The 15,907-nt window shown below is 62.1% G+C and carries 13 protein-coding genes; 1 reads left to right on the top strand and 12 read right to left on the bottom strand.

What is annotated here, in order from left to right; translation table 11 throughout:
* Positions 1-159: 159 nt before the first annotated feature.
* The 6 genes from DWZ52_RS07260 to DWZ52_RS07235 all read right to left on the bottom strand — a co-directional run bounded on the left by DWZ52_RS07260 (position 160) and on the right by DWZ52_RS07235 (position 5,945).
* Complete coding sequence (locus DWZ52_RS07260; RefSeq protein WP_233502315.1) at positions 160-1,566, bottom strand: polysaccharide deacetylase family protein; 1,407 nt, start codon at positions 1,564-1,566, stop codon at positions 160-162.
* A 72-nt stretch (positions 1,567-1,638) separates the two neighbouring features.
* Positions 1,639-2,394: a PRC-barrel domain containing protein gene (locus DWZ52_RS07255; protein WP_117716174.1), complete on the bottom strand. Its 756-nt coding sequence runs from the start codon at positions 2,392-2,394 to the stop codon at positions 1,639-1,641.
* Positions 2,394-2,783 carry a YtxH domain-containing protein gene (locus DWZ52_RS07250; protein WP_117716231.1) on the bottom strand — a complete coding sequence of 130 codons (390 nt, stop codon included), beginning with the start codon at positions 2,781-2,783 and terminating at the stop codon, positions 2,394-2,396. The genes DWZ52_RS07255 and DWZ52_RS07250 overlap by 1 nt, the downstream gene beginning before the upstream one ends.
* A 136-nt stretch (positions 2,784-2,919) precedes the next feature.
* A complete protein-coding gene (locus DWZ52_RS10120) occupies positions 2,920-3,753 on the bottom strand; it encodes a hypothetical protein (protein WP_233504106.1) in 834 nt (277 codons plus the stop codon).
* A 24-nt stretch (positions 3,754-3,777) separates the two neighbouring features.
* The gene (locus tag DWZ52_RS07240) at positions 3,778-5,151 is read right to left on the bottom strand and encodes a hemolysin family protein (protein ID WP_117716175.1); all 1,374 of its coding nucleotides are present in this window, start codon (positions 5,149-5,151) and stop codon (positions 3,778-3,780) included.
* 110 nt (positions 5,152-5,261) lie between these two features.
* A complete protein-coding gene (locus DWZ52_RS07235; protein WP_199579191.1) occupies positions 5,262-5,945 on the bottom strand; it encodes a hemolysin III family protein in 684 nt (227 codons plus the stop codon).
* Positions 5,946-6,131: 186 nt separating this feature from the next.
* Here DWZ52_RS07235 and DWZ52_RS07230 point away from each other — a divergent pair, with 186 nt between their 5' ends.
* Positions 6,132-7,097 (top strand): alpha/beta hydrolase, encoded by a 966-nt coding sequence (locus DWZ52_RS07230; RefSeq protein ID WP_118385221.1) that lies wholly within the window; start codon positions 6,132-6,134, stop codon positions 7,095-7,097.
* A gap of 251 nt (positions 7,098-7,348) precedes the next feature.
* Here DWZ52_RS07230 and DWZ52_RS07225 read toward each other — a convergent pair whose 3' ends face one another.
* From DWZ52_RS07225 to DWZ52_RS07200, 6 genes are all read right to left on the bottom strand, one after another.
* A complete protein-coding gene (locus DWZ52_RS07225) occupies positions 7,349-8,554 on the bottom strand; it encodes a DUF362 domain-containing protein (RefSeq protein WP_117877252.1) in 1,206 nt (401 codons plus the stop codon).
* Positions 8,555-8,706: 152 nt separating this feature from the next.
* Positions 8,707-11,373, bottom strand: a complete 2,667-nt coding sequence (locus tag DWZ52_RS07220) for an ABC transporter permease (protein WP_118385220.1) — start codon at positions 11,371-11,373, stop codon at positions 8,707-8,709.
* An 8-nt stretch (positions 11,374-11,381) separates the two neighbouring features.
* On the bottom strand, positions 11,382-12,095 hold the full coding sequence (locus DWZ52_RS07215; protein ID WP_117640505.1) for an ABC transporter ATP-binding protein: 714 nt from the start codon (positions 12,093-12,095) through the stop codon (positions 11,382-11,384).
* Between the two features lie 319 nt (positions 12,096-12,414).
* Complete coding sequence (locus DWZ52_RS07210) at positions 12,415-13,620, bottom strand: ABC transporter permease (RefSeq protein ID WP_117630025.1); 1,206 nt, start codon at positions 13,618-13,620, stop codon at positions 12,415-12,417.
* Complete coding sequence (locus DWZ52_RS07205) at positions 13,607-14,794, bottom strand: ABC transporter permease (protein ID WP_117790724.1); 1,188 nt, start codon at positions 14,792-14,794, stop codon at positions 13,607-13,609. Before DWZ52_RS07205 ends, DWZ52_RS07210 begins: the two co-directional genes overlap by 14 nt.
* A gap of 9 nt (positions 14,795-14,803) precedes the next feature.
* On the bottom strand, positions 14,804-15,742 hold the full coding sequence (locus DWZ52_RS07200; protein WP_117630027.1) for an ABC transporter ATP-binding protein: 939 nt from the start codon (positions 15,740-15,742) through the stop codon (positions 14,804-14,806).
* Positions 15,743-15,907: the final 165 nt, after the last annotated feature.

Below are 15,907 nucleotides of genomic sequence, written 5' to 3'. Positions count from 1 at the left end.
CACCTGTAACCTTTCTCTTGACCCTCATTAACCGCAGTAACTATAGCATCAGCATCGCCCTGCGGCATCGAATTTATGCGCTGCACATTGCAGGCATACCAAACGCTGACGCATCCGTGACATAGTCATTGGGGACGTTCTTAAATGACTACCCAATAACTACTCTGTGGTGTCGTTGTCCTCGGCAAGTTGGGGGAACACGGCATCCTTGGGCATGGTGACCTTCGTCAGCGAGGTGAGCTTTTTGCTCAGCGACGCGTCCGTCTTGACCAGGTCGCTGAGCGTCACGATCTTGTAGCCGTCGGCAATGAGGCCGTCGATAATCTGCGGCAGCGCCTCGAGCGTCTGCTCGGCGCATTCGTCTCTATCGGTGAGCAGCACGATATTGCCCGGCGTCACCGAATCGAGCACCGTCGAGACCTGCTCGTCGGCACCGTTGAGCAGCCAGTCGCCCGAGTCAATATTCCACGAGACCACGGCGGAGACCAGGTCCATCGCATCAATCCAGTTTTGCTCGTCAAAGGCAGCGTAGGGAGCACGCAGCAGCATCGTCTTCACGCCGGTCGCCGACTTAATCGCATCGGTGCCTTTCGTGATCTGTTCGCGTACCGCCTCACGGTCCTGACCCTTGAGCGAATCGTCGCTGTAGCTGTTGGATCCGATCTCGCACCCGGCATCGACAATCGCCTTGGCCGTGGCAGGCGATGCCTCGGCCGCATCGCCCGACAGGAAGAACGTCGCGGTGACGCCCTTTTCCTTGAGTACCTGCAAGATCTGCTTGGTAGCGCTGCTCGGACCCTCGTCAAACGTCAGCGCCACGTACTTTTTGTTGCCCTTGGGCGCCACGCTGGCGCACGCAACGACGCAATCGGTGGCGGGCACGACCTCGCCGCGGTCCTGTGTCTTGCCCGATTGCTCGCCGACCCACACCTCGGAGCGGCCCTGGACACCCCACGTCTGCACATACTCGATAGCGCCCGTACCCTCGACCTTGAGCTTGGGCTCGATAACCGTAGCCTGAACCTCGTGCTTCTCGTAGGTGTTACGGCCATCCTTGACCGTCACCTTCTCGCCGCCCTCAAGTTCGCGGCTATCCCATTTGCCCTGCTTCACGCGCTTGCCGTCGACCTTCACCGACAGCTTTTCGCCCCCATGGCGCTTGAGCACGCTGTCATCGACGGCCAGCAGGTCGCCTGCGTCGTAGGTGTCAGTCAACTCCTGGTCGTCGATGAGATTCTGCAGCGTAGAGCCCACACGCACCGCTGTCTTCTGGCCGTTGAGCTCCACGTCCACACTGCGGTTGACGTAGCCCACGACGGCAGCGATAAACAGCACGAGCGCGCAACCCACGGCGATGAGCGCGTAGGGCAGGCGAGACGAACGACGGGGTGTGCGGCTGTTGCCGATGCGCGCGCTGCGATCGCTAAAGCCGCGGCTATGGTTGAGATACATCGCGCCGGGCTTACGGTGACGGCGGCGCTGACCGCTGGGCAGCTGCCCCAGGTCGCGGCGCGCCGTCGGACGCGCACCCGAACGCCCGTTTAAGTTGGATCCGTTTTGGCGCATGTGCCCTCCCCCATAAACACAGCAAGCCGGAGCAACAGGTCTCCGGCTTGCCTCCCATCATTTGGTACGTCGCTATTTTGTAGCTTTTGACGAGCCTCCGCTCGCCTTTTGGTATTCGTCCTTAAAGGCCTTGAACATACCGCGCGTCTTGCCGAGCTGCTTGCCCAGTGCGCGGCTGCCCTTGTCCACGGCGACCGATCCCTTGTCATCGAGCACCTTGGCGCCCTTTTTGACCTTGTCGCCCACCACGACGCTGGCCTCGGCGGCCTTGGCAGCCGCACCGCCCGAATACCCGAGCGACTTGACCTCGTCCGAGACGACCATCGCGCCGTTCTCGTAGCCGCGCAGCATCGTCGGCGGCACCTGCGTGTCACCAACCAAAACACTCGAAGCAGCGCCGGCGGTCACATAGAATGCCTGCACGATGCCCGAGCGCGGCTTGAACTCAACGTCCGAGCAATAGCCCACGACGTCGCCCGATTCCGTGCGCACGTCCATACCGACCCAGATGATGCAATCGTCCAGGTTGATGTCGAGGCGCTTGGCCGCAGCGGTATCGTAGGTGCCCTTGACGTCGTCAACCGCGATGGCGCCCTCGTAGACACCAATGGCGTCGAGCGCTACGAATCGGTCGGGACGCTCGATCATGCCCGCGATATCGGACTGGCGGACCATAAAGCCGACCACGCGCGTACCGCCCGGGGTAAAGACCGGAAAGTGAATCTTTCCGAGCTTTTTAGGGCTGCGCGGCGTGCCGTCCTTTTTGGTGCGCTTGTCCTCGGCAGGCTTGCGATAGATCTTGGCGCCGACAAAATCCCCGGCGCGCATTATGCCTCGGTCGAGGGCTCCGCAGCCTCGGCATCAGCCTCGACGGCGTTCTCGACCATGACGTCGGCGGCAGGCGTCACGTTGCCACCCGAAATGGCGTCGTTGAGCTGCTCGCGCAGCTGGTCCATGCGCTCGCGGGCCAGGTCGACCTTGGCGCGCAGGTCGTCGGTCTTGGCGTCGACCATCGGGCCAAAGTCATTCACCGCAGCACGGGCCTCCTCGGCGCTGTGCTCGTAGGTGTCGCGCATATTGTCCCAGGCGTCGTTGGCGATATCGGCAGCCATGGCGCGGGTCTCGGCGCCCGAGCGCGGGGCCAGAGCAACACCGATAATAGCGCCGGCAGCGGCACCAAAAAGTGCGCCGGAGACAAAGCTGAAAGTCTTACCCATGATCATTCCTCTCCTGCGGGCACGTCGGTGCCCACCGTTTGAATGCTGTCCATTATACCCGCAGCGCATCACTTGCCGCTCCGCTCATCTGCGTACGGCAAAGGCGCAGGTACGTGATGGTGATAAACGCGTAGGCCTACTCCTGAGGCATAGCCGGCATGGCCACCGTGGCACCCGGGTCCTCGCCGGCGCCGTCCACGAGTGGCAGGCCGCCCTCATGCGCAGGTCCTGCCGGAACCGTCGCCGCACCGCCAAAGACGGCAGCGGAGGCCTCGTGGTTCTCGGCAACCGCGCCCTCGGTATCAATCGCCACCTGGGGCTCGTCGTCAAAGTTGGGGACGCCCTGGGGCTCGGTGGGAACGGGCTCGGCGGTCGCATCGGCAACGGGCTCGGCGTCGACCGGCACATCGCCCTCGTCAGCGCCCTCGTCCTCGGCAGCATCTTCGCCGTTCGCAGCAGCGACGGCCTCGTGAGGATCCTTGCCCTCGGCCTCGGCGCGCATGCCCAGCACCAGGTTGCGCAGGCCCGCGACCGTGCCTTCCACGTCGGGGGCAGGCTGGTCGGCGTGCAGGTACGCCCAGTCCATCATAAAGGTGGCCGACGACAGCGCACCGATGGCCAGTGCGTCGTCGGGACACGAAAGCTCGACCTCAAAGACACGCTCGTCATGCTCGCTTACGCGCGTGCGGCCGCACGAGATGCTACCGGCAAGACCGGTCTCGTTCATGAGCTCGACCGTCACGTGCTCCAGCAGGTGGCAGAGCTCGGTCTGACCCATGCAGTCCTGGAACTCGCGGCCGGAATCGCCCAGGCACAGGTGCTTGGCAATCGCCGGTACCAGGTAGTACACGCGCGCCGTGGCCTCGATGTCCTCCGAGGTCATGAGCGGCATGCCGGGGTTCACCAGCACATGCGCACAGATCTTGTCCTCGCTGACGGTGACCTTAAGGATGTTGAACAGGCCTGCCATAACTCTCCCCTACTCTTCCTTGTCCTACTCGTCGCCATCGTGCGGATCCACAGAGCCCGCACCCGACGCCGCCGGCTTCTCTGCCGAAGACTCGGAATCCTTCTTATCGGTTTCGGCCGGAGCGATCACGCGAATGAGCGAGATGCGCTGGCCACGCATCGACTGCACTTTAAACTTGTACCCCGCGACCTCAAACACCTCTCCGATGTCGGGCACCGAGTCGCAAAGCTCCAAAATCCAGCCGGCGATGGTCTCATAATCATCGCTTTCCTCGAGCGGCCAACCAAGCTCAATCGCGTCATCGCACGAAAAACGCCCATCGACGAGCCACTCGCGGCGCGAAAGGCGCGTGAGGTACTTGTTGTCGGGGTCGAACTCGTCCTCGATCTCGCCCACGATCTCCTCGACGATGTCCTCGATGGTGATGATGCCGGCCGTGCCGCCGTACTCATCCACGACGACCACGATCTGGTCGTGCGAGGTCTGCATCTCGGACAGCAGCGGCAGGATGTCCTTGGTGTCGGGCACAAAGGTGGCGTCGCGCAAAAAGCCGGCGATGGGCTGGTCGCCCTTGCCATCGAGCGCGGGCTGGATCAGGTCCTTGATGTGCGCGATGCCCGCGACGTTGTCGGGGTCCTCGTGATAGACGGGGATGCGGCTGAAGCCGGTCTGGCGCATGGTGGACAACACGTCGGCGACCGTCTCGTCGTCCTCGCACATGGTGGTGTCCACGCGCGGCACCATGACCTCGCGGGCAACGGTGTCGCCCAGGTCGAAGATCTCGTGGATCATGCGCTTTTCCTCGTCGAGCAGGTCGTCCTGCTCCGAGACCATGTACTTGATCTCTTCCTCCGAGACGTTCTGACGGTCGTCGGCACTCTTGATACGCAAGATGCGGGCCAGGCCATCGGAGCAAGCGCCAGTCAGCCACACGAGCGGACGGGCGATCTTTTGGAATACGGAGAGCGGTCCCACGACCTGCTTGGATACGCCCTCGGCGTTAGCAAGGCCGATGCGCTTGGGCACGAGCTCGCCGATCACGATGGACACAAAGGCGACGGCGACGGTGATGATGACCGGCGCCAGGCCGCGCGCGATGGCGGAGAGCGGCGCGATGCCAAAGCTCATGAGCCACGTGGCGAGCGGGTCGGACAGGCTCGTCGAGGCAACGGCGGACGAGGCGAAGCCCACGAGCGTGATGGCGACCTGGATGGTGGCGAGCAGCTGGTCGGAGTCGGCAGCCAGCTTAATGGCACGCTCGGCGCGCTTGTCGCCTTCCTCGGCCTCATGCTCCAGCACGGCGCGCTTGGCCGTGGTGAGCGCCATCTCGGACATAGAGAAGTAGCCGTTGATGAGGGTCAAAACGAGGGTAGTGATAAGGGAGATGGTTATGTCCATCGGGAGTTTCTCGAACCTCCAAGATTCGGGACGTCAGGTCAAAACGTTGATGACGGATACGACAATTGCACCGGCGCCCAAACGAGGACGCGGGCGCGCAGGCGTGGTCGCTAAATTACGAAGAGAATCACCGCCATGAACTGGAAGATGCTGCCGGCGAGCACCCACAGGTGAAACACACTATGCAGATAGCGCACGTTTTTGGCGATGTAGAACGGCACGCCCACGGTATAGCACACGCCGCCGACAGCGAGCAGGGCAAGTGCCACGGGGTTGAGCAGCGACACGAGCTCGGGCAGCTTAAAGACAACGAGCCAGCCCATCAGCAGGTAGACCAGGCCGCTTACCCAGTGCGGCTGGCGCTCGCGCATAAAGCACTCGAGGGCGATGCCGATAATGGCGATGGCCCATACGGCGAAGAACAGCGCAGCGCCGCCGTCGTTTGCGAGCGTGATGAGGCAAAACGGCGTATAGCTGCCGGCTATGAGCAGGTAGATGCAGCTGTGGTCGATGATGCGAAACACGCGCTTGGCGCGCGCGGGTTGAATCGCATGGTAGAGCGTGGAGGCTAGGTATTCGAGGATGATGCTGACGCCATAGACAATTGCCGCGGCCATGTGGGCCGGGCCACCGCCGCGCAGTGCAGCGAATACGATCAGGAGCACCAGACCCGCAATACCCAGCAAGCAGCCGACACCATGGGTGACGGAGTTCATAATCTCCTCGCCCACCGTGTAGTGCGGAACGGCCGCGGTCTTGGGTCGCGGCTTAGAACTGTCGCTCGAATCGGACATGCCGGTTACATCCTCCAATGTAAAGAGTTCTCAACACTATATCAAAGCGTCTGGGTACGTGCGAAATTTGCACCATACGTGTCCCTTTGTTTACCCATTCTTTGCTTGTTGACGCATCAACGGCGAACATCCATAATGCGCTTGTTTTAAATGTTGATGTATTAACATCTATAAGGAGAACCGTAAATGCCTCAAAGCGCACACCCCCATCGGAAGCTCAAGATAGCCGGCGTTGTTGCGTTGGTGCTCGTCGTCGCGCTGCTTGGATTTGCCGGCAACTTTTTGTTTGACTTTGCCCTGAACCCCCAAGCGCCGTACACCATGGAGATGATGCAGGATAGCAAGAACGACAAAGAAGGTGAGCAGCCGGATGCCGAGGACACCGAGGCGCGGGCATGGTTTAAGGAAAACCGCAAGAGCAGCAGCCTCACCGCAGATGACGGAACCGAGCTCGCCGCTTGGTATTTCGCCGCCTCGGAGAACACCCACGATTACGCTGTCTGCCTACACGGATACACCGATGAGCCCATCGGCATGGCCCGATATGTCAAGCGCTTCCACGACCGCGGCATGAACGTGCTCGCGCCTGCCGCCCGCGCCCACGAGCGTTCCGGCGGCGACTATATCGGCATGGGCTGGCCCGAGCGCCTCGACATCGTCGCATGGATCGAGCGAATCGTTCAGGCTGACCCCGAGGCGCGCATCCTGGTCTTTGGCGAGTCGATGGGTGCGGCAACCGCCATGGACGTCGCGGGGGAATCTCTGCCCGCAAACGTGAAATGCATTATCGAGGACTGTGGCTATACGAGTGTTTGGGACGAGTTTTCCCTACAGCTCAAGGACGTGTTCGGCCTGCCCAGCTTCCCCTTGCTCGATGTGGCGAACCTGGTGTGCAGGGTGCGCGCGGGCTACGACTTTCATAAGGCGAGCAGCGTGGAGCAGCTTAAACACGCGACGGTCCCCATGCTCTTTATCCATGGCGATCAAGATACCTTTGTGCCGTACAGTATGCTCGACCAAAACTACGACGCGTGCGCCAGCAAGGTCAAGCAAAAGCTCACCATCCATGGCGCCACCCACGCCAAGAGTGCGCAAGTTGACCCCGAGCTCTACTGGAATACGGTCGACGACTTCCTCGGAAAGATTTTTTAGGCAAAAAGCAACGTCCGGGGCTTTATCTGACCCCCTATTTTCGGAAGTATGCGGCAAAATCTGGAACTGCCGACCAGACCGCAGTTTTATCAACAATTTATCAGGGGTTTTGTTGCCAAAAAACGTCGTGCGCTCGGCGGTCTCGAAATTTGCCGCATACTTCCGGAAAGCCGCCCGCGAGCGCTGTGCTCGCGGGCGGCTTTTGCTCGACTTACGCCACAAAGGCACTTGATATGTTCAATAGCTAGGCGCTATTTGACCTCGATGAGCTCATACTTGCTCGTGCCCAGGCCGATCTTCTCGGCGTGTGCGATGCAGGAGCGCCAGTCGGTGTCGGGATGCGTGATGCAGAAGGGATCCTTGGCCTGCTCGCCCTCCAAATGCTCGTGGTTATGCTCCATCTTGGCCGCGCTGTCGGTAAGCTCGGTGTTAGGCAGCGGCTCGGATGCCATGACGGCATCGGCGCAGGCCTGGTCGATGGCGACCGGGTCGAAGCTCGCGAACATGCCGATGTCGTTGACGATGGGCGTGTCATTCTCGGGATGGCAGTCGCAGTTGGGGCTGATGTCCATGGCGAGCGAGATATGGAAGCTGGGGCGATCCTGGACAACGGCCTTCGTATACTCGGCGATCTTGTAGTTGAGTACGTCGGCCGCGGCGTCATAGTCGGGCTTGATGCAGTCCTGGTTGCACGCCGCAATGCAGCGTCCGCAGCCCACGCAGCGATCGTGGTCGATGGTAGCCACGTGAACCGTGCGGGTGCTGCCGTTGGCAAGCTCGCGCTCACGCGTACCGTCAAACGTGATGGCGCTGTGCGCGCAAATCTTCTCGCAGGCACGGCAACCTACGCAGTTGGTAGTATCGACGCTCGGCTTGCCGGCGGCATGCTGCTCCATCTTGCCGGCACGGCTGCCGCCTCCCATGCCCAGGTTCTTCATGGCGCCGCCAAAGCCGGCCTGCTCATGGCCCTTAAAGTGGGTGAGGCTGATCACGATGTCGGCGTCCATGAGCGCCTGGCCGATCTTGGCCTCGTGCACGTATTCGCCGCCCTCGACCGGGACGAGTGCCTCGTCGGTACCCTTGAGGCCGTCGGCGATGATGACCTGGCAGCCCGTGGCGTACGGAGTAAAGCCGTTCTGGTAGGCGGTGTCGATGTGCTCGAGCGCGTTTTTGCGGCTGCCCACATAGAGCGTGTTGCAGTCGGTGAGGAAGGGCTTGCCGCCCAGCTCCTTCACCACGTCCGCGACGGCGCGGGCGTAGTTGGGGCGCAAAAAGCTCAGGTTGCCCCGCTCGCCAAAGTGGATCTTGATGGCGACGAACTTATTCTCGAAGTCGATCTGCTCGATACCTGCGCGACGAATGAGGCGCTTGAGCTTGTCGAGCTGGCTCTCGCGAGCATGCGTGCGCAGGTTGGTGAAGTACACCTTAGCGGGTGCTGCGGGTGCAGTTGCGGTCATAGTTATATCCCCTCGGTCTATATGGCGTTACAGACATAGAGGATGGTACCCGTTAAAGTAGGGTCGAAGTCAAGCACAGCCACTCATTGGGGACAGACTTAAATGAGTGCTTGCCGCCCGGCCGGCGAATCGGCAAAGACTGTCCCCGATGACTACTCCTGCACCTTGAGGGCTTCGGCCAGGCTGACGCGCTTGATGGAGCGCGTGTGTAGCAGCGCCACGACCAGGTAGGTCGCAAAGCCGATGCCGACGCATGCAGCCATGGACCAAGCGGGCACGTAGATCTCGATATTGCCGTTGTAGGCGAGCAGCATCGAGCGGAAAATCGCGGTCAGCGAGCCAATGATCACGGGCAGGCTCAGCACGAGTGACACCGCCACGCACAGCGTGATCGAGCGGATGTACAGATGCGAGATCTCGCTATCGCGATAGCCAAAGACTTTCATGTAGCTGATCGAACGGGCGCTGTGGTCGATCACCGCCTTGGTCAGCAGGTACATAAACAGCAGGAAGATAAACACCGCGAGCCCGACCATCATGCCGATCATTTTGCTCATCATGCCGATAAACTGGTCGCCCACGGCGCGCATGTCGTCGGGCGTGGTGTCGCCGGCAAAGTAGCGCGCGTCGAGGTCGAGCTTCTCGTTGCTCACATAGCCGTTAAAGTAGGCGGCATCGTTGTCGAACAGCTCGTTAAAGTCATCGATGCTCATATAGATATTCATGTCCGACTTTGAGCCCCAGGAGCAGCCCTTGCCCGCGTACTCAAGGGAATAATCCCGAGCCTCGTACTTGTCGCGAAGCTCGACCTTCTGGCCCTCGCTCCAGCCAAACTTGTCGAGCAGGCCGCCGCCAAAGACGACGTGTCCGTCGCCGATGTTGAGGCCCTTCCAGTAGCGCGAGTTGGGCGAGATGCCGTAGACAGAGATGGCCTCTGTGCCGTTTCCCTCGCCGCGGTCGTATTGCAGCTGGTAAACGGCATATTTCTCGGCCTGCGCGATTGCGCCCGCGCCGTTGTCGGTCGTGTTGATCGGGTGAATGTCGTCGTTGTCGGTGTCGATCTTAGAGGCCTTGTCGATCAGGTCGATGGCCTCATCGCGGTCGCAGCCGAGGGCATCGGCAAGGTCATCGAGGCGCGCATAAAGCGCATCTTTCTTGTCCTGGACCTTGGCGAGCGCGTCCTGCGCCGCGGCCAGGCTCTCGGCAGACGGAGATGCGGTCGCGGCATCGGCTGCCGTCTGCGCCGCATCGGCCGCGTCGTCAAGCTCGTCATCGGCATCCTGGGCGGCGGAGAGCAGCGCGCCGTCAATCGACTGCAAGCGCTCGAGCGCCGCCCACTGCCCGCGCTCCTCGGCAGTACCCTCAAGCTCTAGCGGAGCCTTGAGCGTGTACTGGTGCTCGGCGACCAGGCCTGTCTCCAGGTTGTCCGCATAGTGCGTCATCGTGGGCAGGATCGCCAGGCCAAAGAGCAGCAGCAGCGAGGCAAACGCAATGCCCACGAAGAGCGTGGCGAAGTTGCCCAGGTTGCGCAGGAAGATGCGCAGGCGAAAGCGCGAGACAAAGCCCATGCGCTCCGGCAGCTGCAGGCCGCGCTTGGTGCCCGATTTGCCGCTCGCCTCGTGACGAAGGAACTGCAACGGCGTCTTGCCCATCTTGCGAAGCAGGCCCACCAGCGTGATGAGGATGAGCGCGGCAGCGGGAACCACGGCGCACTTCACAAAAATCTCCCAGCTCCAGTACACCTGGAAGGGAGGCAGGCTGTACGAACCGTAATAGAGGCCGCGCATGGGCTCGGTAAAGAACGCGACGCCGAGCGCGGTGCCCAAAAGCGCCGCGACCACGCCCACGATGGCGGGAAGTGCCAGGTAGTGCAGCACGATCTCGCGGCGGCGATAGCCGCTGGCGAGCAGCGTGCCAATGATGGCGCTCTCCTCCTCGATGGTGGCGTCGGTAAGGACCACAAAGACGAACGCCATGATCACGATGATAATGTTGAGCAGCGTCATCCACATCATGGAGTCGCCGTCTACGTCGTCGCGCGCGTAGCCAATACCCTGGTTGGAATCGGCGTCGATCAGATCGTCCACGCGCGCATCGGCATCGGTCAGCGCCTCGACCATATCCTGCTCCGCATCGATGCGATCCGCGGTGGGGAGGTCGCGATCGGTAAAAGCAAAGGAGTAGGTGTAGGCAGGTGCACCACCGGCATCCTCGAGCGCGGCAAAGCCGGCGTCGGTGACCTCGGCCACACCATAGGTGATGGTGTTCACCGTAAAGTCCGAATTGTTGAGGAACAGCGCCTGGCCATCGGGCTGGGTCATGATGCCGCAGATGGTGTAGGTGCGGCCCTCAAGCTCAACCTTATCGCCCACGACAAGGTCGTTGTTGGTGGCAAAAACTCGGTCGATAGCCACCTCATCGTCCGTCTTGGGCTGCTTGCCTTCGCAGTAGGACGCGATATCGACCTTGGTGCGGTGCGCATAGGTGCGCAACGTGCGCTTGGTGCCGTCGTCGCCGGCGGTCTTTTTGATGATGGCGTCGATGGAGAAATTCTTGTAGAGCGTGACGCCGCCGACGTCGTCGGCTGCGTCCTCGGCTGCCTTGAGCTGGTCGTCGGTAGCCTCGAAGGAGGTGGTCACGCGGCCGTCCTCAATCGTGTACGCATCGCGCATGTCGTCGATAAGGCAACCGATGGAATGCGCCGCGAGCAAAAAGCCCGAGGTGAGAGCGATGCTCCCGCACATAAGCAAAAAGATGCCCAGGTACTTGCCGATATTGCGGCGCAGCTCGCGCGGGAGTCGCTTTGCGAGAGGTGTCATGGCATCGCCTACCAATCGAGCTCGGCGGCCGCAACGGGCGACTCGTTGAGCCCATCCTCGACGATGCGGCCGTCGCGCAGGCGCAGCACGCGGTTGGCCATGCGGGCGATGGCGGCGTTGTGGGTGACGATGATGATGGTGCAGCCGTAGGTGCGGTTAACATCCTCCATGAGCTGCAAGATTTCCTTGGATGTCTTGTAGTCAAGCGCGCCGGTGGGCTCGTCGCACAGCAGCAGGCCCGGGTTTTTGACGAGTGCGCGGCCGATGGCGCAACGCTGCTGTTGGCCGCCCGAGACCTGGCGCGGGAACTTGTTGCGGTGCTCGTAGAGGCCCAGCGAACGCAGCAGGTCGTCGACATTGAGCGGGTTTTTGGACAGGTGCGCCGTGACCTCGATGTTCTCCTTGATGGTGAGATCGGGCACCAGGTTGTAGAACTGGAAGACAAAACCCAGCTCACGGCGGCGATACTCGCCCAGATCGGTAGGTTTGAGCACCGTGAGGTCGCAGCCGTCCACCATGATGGAGCCACCGTCGGCATCCTCCAGGCCGCCGATCAGGTTGAGAAAGGTCGACTTGCCCGAGCCCGAGGGCCCCAGCATGACGCAGATCTCGCCGCGGTTGATGGACGTGTCGATGCCATCGAGTACCGTCAGGCGCGCATCACCGTCGCCGTAGTGTTTCCTGAGCCCGCTGACCTGGACATAGGCTTGCTTTGTCGACATGCTATCCCCCGTTGTTAGCCTTCTGCTACTTTTCTAGGGTAATAGTAAACCCAGGCGAACTATTTTTAAGCGACAGGCGCGATTTTTTCCAAACCAGTCATTGGGTACTCATTGGGGACAGACTTAAATGACTGAAACCACTCATTTAAGTCTGTCCCCAATGAATGCCGGGACTGTCCCCAAGTGCCGGCAGGAAAGGAACGTCCCCAAGTGCCGACATATTGGGACAGTCCTTGCCGGCACGACCGGCGGGCCGGCGAATCGACAAAGACTGTCTCCGATGACTAGCCGTTTAAGAACGTCCCCGATGACCAGGTAGCTAGGCGTGGGATTTGGCGCGGGTGAGGGCCAGGCCTACGGCGGCGATGGCGGCGGCGAAGAGCACCGTGACGCCCAGGTCGCAGGCGATGTCGCCCAACACGGTGGCCGTTAGATCCGAGGCAAGCGCCTTGCCGATCGCGTCGTTCACCCAAAACGTCGGCACAAAGTGCGCCACCGTCTGCACGGCCGAGCCCATGAGCGACAGCGGCATCCAGGCGCCGCCCAAAAACGTCATGAGCATGCCGAGTAAGTTGCCCACGCCGTTGATCAGCTCCTCGCGCGCGCCCAAGCTCGACAGGGTAAAGCCAACGGCCAGCGGCGTGCACGCCAGGGCAAGCGTCGCCGCCAGCGCCAGGCACACGCGACCCACACCGACCTCGGCGACCGCGCCGGCAAAGCCCACGACACCCACCATGCTCGACACGAACCAGATGCAGACGGTAAGCACCGCGGCAGCCGCGAACACAGCAAGCGAACGCTGGCGCTCGGAGACCGGGCCGGCCTCCATGCGGCGCACGCGCTCGGGCTCGTTCATACCCGAAAACACCAGTCCCACCGAAACGATGACCGATGAGATGATCGCGTACGCGCCAAAGTTGAAGTACGACTCGAGCGTGGCTGCGGCAGTCGAGTCAACCTTGACCTGCTCGATCTGGACCTCCGCGCGCTTTGCGGCGGCGTGCTCGGCGGTCTTGGCGACACTGGCCCCGGAGGCAGCAGGCTCAAGCACCGCCGCAGCGCCCGCGAGCGAGATCCACCGCGAAACCTCGGCAGACGAAAGCGCCGCCGCCATGGTGCCGGAACCGTAGGTCACATCGAGCTTGGGCAAGTCCTCCCCCGCACGGGCGGCCGCAACAAGATCGTCCTCAAACCCCTCCGGGATAAAGAACACGCAGTCGGCGCTGCCCTTGGCGCTGTTGCTCTTGGAGAGCGCGTCCGCAAGGTCGTACGTGTCGTCGCCGACGCCCGTGACCAGGTCAAAGCGCGAACCCAGGTGCCTGGTAAGCGCACGCGAAAGATCGCTGCCGTCGCGGTCGACCACAATCACGTTGGCGTCGTAGGGCTTGTACTCGGTCAGCTGCGACGAGTTCCAGCTGACCGAGGCCGCAATGAACACGCCCATGAGTGAAATGAACACCGTGTAGATGAGCAGGTAGAACGGGTGCGCGAGCGCCATGCGAAGCGCGGTCTTAAAGGTGCTCATAGCGGCTCCTTCCAAAGATCAGCGTAGCGGCGGCGACAAACACCAGGGCCATGAGGACAAGCGCACCGGCGCGAACGACAAAGGGACCCAGATCCTCAAAGAAATACAGGCGGTTGAACATATCGCAGATGAGCTTGACGGGGTTGAGCCAGCACTCGGCCGGACAGGCGCGGGCAACATCGTCGGCAAGCGCCATCGCCGGCTCGCCGTAGAGTCCGGCGAACAGGGCGCACGTGGTGGCAAAGCCCGTGAGGATGCCCGATTTGGACGCCTTGCCGCCCTTAACGGGAAGCGTCCCCACAAAAAGCCCCAGGCCCGTGGCAGCAAGCGCAGATGCGGTGCCGCCCGCCAGGCACAGCCCCTCGCGCCCGCCAAAGTCGATGCCGACCACCAGGCGCACGTAGCCGATCGCGATCGCCATCGAGGCAAATGAGACCAGCCACGAGCCGACAAAAATGCCGGCCAGCGACGCCGTCTTGGAGACGCCGCCCACGCAGCGGCGCGCGCCGAGGCCGGACAGATTGGGCTGCAGATCGACGACGGCCAGGGCCGCAAACTCGGAAGACATCATCGCGACCAGGCCAAAGAGCGCGTAATAGTAGATGGTCGTACCGTCGGGCGTGGTGCGCGTAAGGCTCACGCGGCGAGTGCCGCCCTTAAGCGACAGGGCGCGCGCAACCGCCTCCGGGTCGGCGAGCGCCGCCGGGTTGTCCTGGGCAATCTGGCGCATGAGCTCGGCATTTTGCGTATACGAGCTCGCCACCGTCTCCAGGATGCTGCGGTCGGTGAGCACCGTACTGGCGCGCGAGCTATCGTAGCTCGAAAGCAACGTAAGCTTGGGCGCGCCCGCGTCGTCGACCGTGTAGACGCCCGCAACCTCGCCGGACTTGAGCGCATGGTTCGCCTCGGCCGCGTCGTCGCACTCGTGGATCTTAAGCAGCTGGTCGTCGCCCTCCTTGGCAAGCGACGTCGCCACGTCCTTAAAGGTCGAAGCGTCCCAGGCCTCGTCGGCGACAACGGCTACCGGCACCGGATCGACCTTGCCGTCGGAGCTGAGGTTCGCAAACATAAACATGAACATCGTGGAAAGCGCAATGGGAAAGAGCGCGCCCCAGACCCATGTGCTCGGCCGGCGCAGCAGCGTCTTGACCGTGATAATGATGGTGTTGATCATGGCTGCCCCCTAGTCGCGTAGCTCGCGGCCGGTGATCTCGAGGAACACGTCGTTGAGGGTCGGCGGCTCGCTCCACACGCGACCGAGTGCCACGTCGGCGGCGCGCAGCGTGTCAAGGATGTCGACCAGATTATGTGGGCTCGCCTCGCAGGTGCAGATGAGCTCGCCGCCGGACAGCTCAACCGAAAGCACGTGCTCCAGAGCGCGCAGCCGCTCGACCGTGGCGGGCTCGACGGCGCCGACCTCGACGGTCACGCGCTCGCCCATCTGAATCATGCGCTTGAGCTCGTCGTTGGTGCCCTGCGCCAGCACGCGGCCGCCGTCCATGATCATGATGCGGCTGCAGATCTGCTCGACCTCCTCCATGTAATGGCTGGTATACACCACCGTGGCGCCCTCGTCGCGCAGGCGGCAGATGCCCTCCAGAATGGCGTTGCGGCTCTGCGGATCGACTGCCACTGTGGGCTCGTCAAAGAAGATGAGCTCGGGCTTGTGCGCGATGCCGCAGGCAATGTTGAGACGGCGTGCCAAGCCGCCCGAGAGCTTTCCGGGGCGAAACTTGGTAAAGTCGCCCAAGCCGACAAAGTCGATCGCCTCGTCCACCAGCGCGCGGCGGCGCTTGCGGTCGTTGACGTAGAGGCTGCAGAAATAGTCGATGTTTTCGCGCACGGTGAGCTCGTCAAACACCGCCACCTGCTGTGGCACCACGCCGACGCGACGCTTAAGGTCGTAGCGGGTGGGCGTCATGGGCTCGCCGAACAGCTCGATGGTGCCCTTGTCGTAAGCGAGCAGCTGCAGGATGCAGTTGATGGACGTGGTCTTGCCCGAGCCGTTGGGGCCCAGCAGGCCAAAGATCTCGCCAGGGGCAATACTCAGGTTAAAGTGGTCGAGCGCGATAAGATCGTCGTAGCGCTTGACGAGGTTTTCGACGTGGACGATATCTGTCATGAGGCGGCCCTTCTGTTGGTCGTGGCCCGGTACGATTGCATCATCGCAGGAGAGGACGGCGCGCACCAGTGAGCTTTGTCACGAGTGCGAGGGGGCAGAGGCGAAACCCCCGCTCGCGCGAGCGATCGACGCCGCTTTGCCGCGCGGGAGGAATGTCACGGTTGC

The sequence above is a fragment of the Collinsella sp. AF33-16 genome (assembly GCF_003475325.1).
In the GTDB taxonomy this organism is placed as follows: domain Bacteria; phylum Actinomycetota; class Coriobacteriia; order Coriobacteriales; family Coriobacteriaceae; genus Collinsella.
This window is presented reverse-complemented; position numbering and strand designations above follow the sequence as displayed.

Coding starts and splice junctions, on each gene's coding strand:
- DWZ52_RS07200 (WP_117630027.1), bottom strand. CDS start 15,742: ATGACAGATATCGTCCACGTCGAAAACCTCGTCAAGCGCTACGACGAT.
- DWZ52_RS07225 (WP_117877252.1), bottom strand. CDS start 8,554: ATGACCGCAACTGCACCCGCAGCACCCGCTAAGGTGTACTTCACCAAC.
- DWZ52_RS07210 (WP_117630025.1), bottom strand. CDS start 13,620: ATGAGCACCTTTAAGACCGCGCTTCGCATGGCGCTCGCGCACCCGTTC.
- DWZ52_RS07220 (WP_118385220.1), bottom strand. CDS start 11,373: ATGACACCTCTCGCAAAGCGACTCCCGCGCGAGCTGCGCCGCAATATC.
- DWZ52_RS07255 (WP_117716174.1), bottom strand. CDS start 2,394: ATGCGCGCCGGGGATTTTGTCGGCGCCAAGATCTATCGCAAGCCTGCC.
- DWZ52_RS07215 (WP_117640505.1), bottom strand. CDS start 12,095: ATGTCGACAAAGCAAGCCTATGTCCAGGTCAGCGGGCTCAGGAAACAC.
- DWZ52_RS07250 (WP_117716231.1), bottom strand. CDS start 2,783: ATGGGTAAGACTTTCAGCTTTGTCTCCGGCGCACTTTTTGGTGCCGCT.
- DWZ52_RS07230 (WP_118385221.1), top strand. CDS start 6,132: ATGCCTCAAAGCGCACACCCCCATCGGAAGCTCAAGATAGCCGGCGTT.
- DWZ52_RS07235 (WP_199579191.1), bottom strand. CDS start 5,945: ATGTCCGATTCGAGCGACAGTTCTAAGCCGCGACCCAAGACCGCGGCC.
- DWZ52_RS10120 (WP_233504106.1), bottom strand. CDS start 3,753: ATGGCAGGCCTGTTCAACATCCTTAAGGTCACCGTCAGCGAGGACAAG.
- DWZ52_RS07240 (WP_117716175.1), bottom strand. CDS start 5,151: ATGGACATAACCATCTCCCTTATCACTACCCTCGTTTTGACCCTCATC.
- DWZ52_RS07260 (WP_233502315.1), bottom strand. CDS start 1,566: ATGCGCCAAAACGGATCCAACTTAAACGGGCGTTCGGGTGCGCGTCCG.
- DWZ52_RS07205 (WP_117790724.1), bottom strand. CDS start 14,794: ATGATCAACACCATCATTATCACGGTCAAGACGCTGCTGCGCCGGCCG.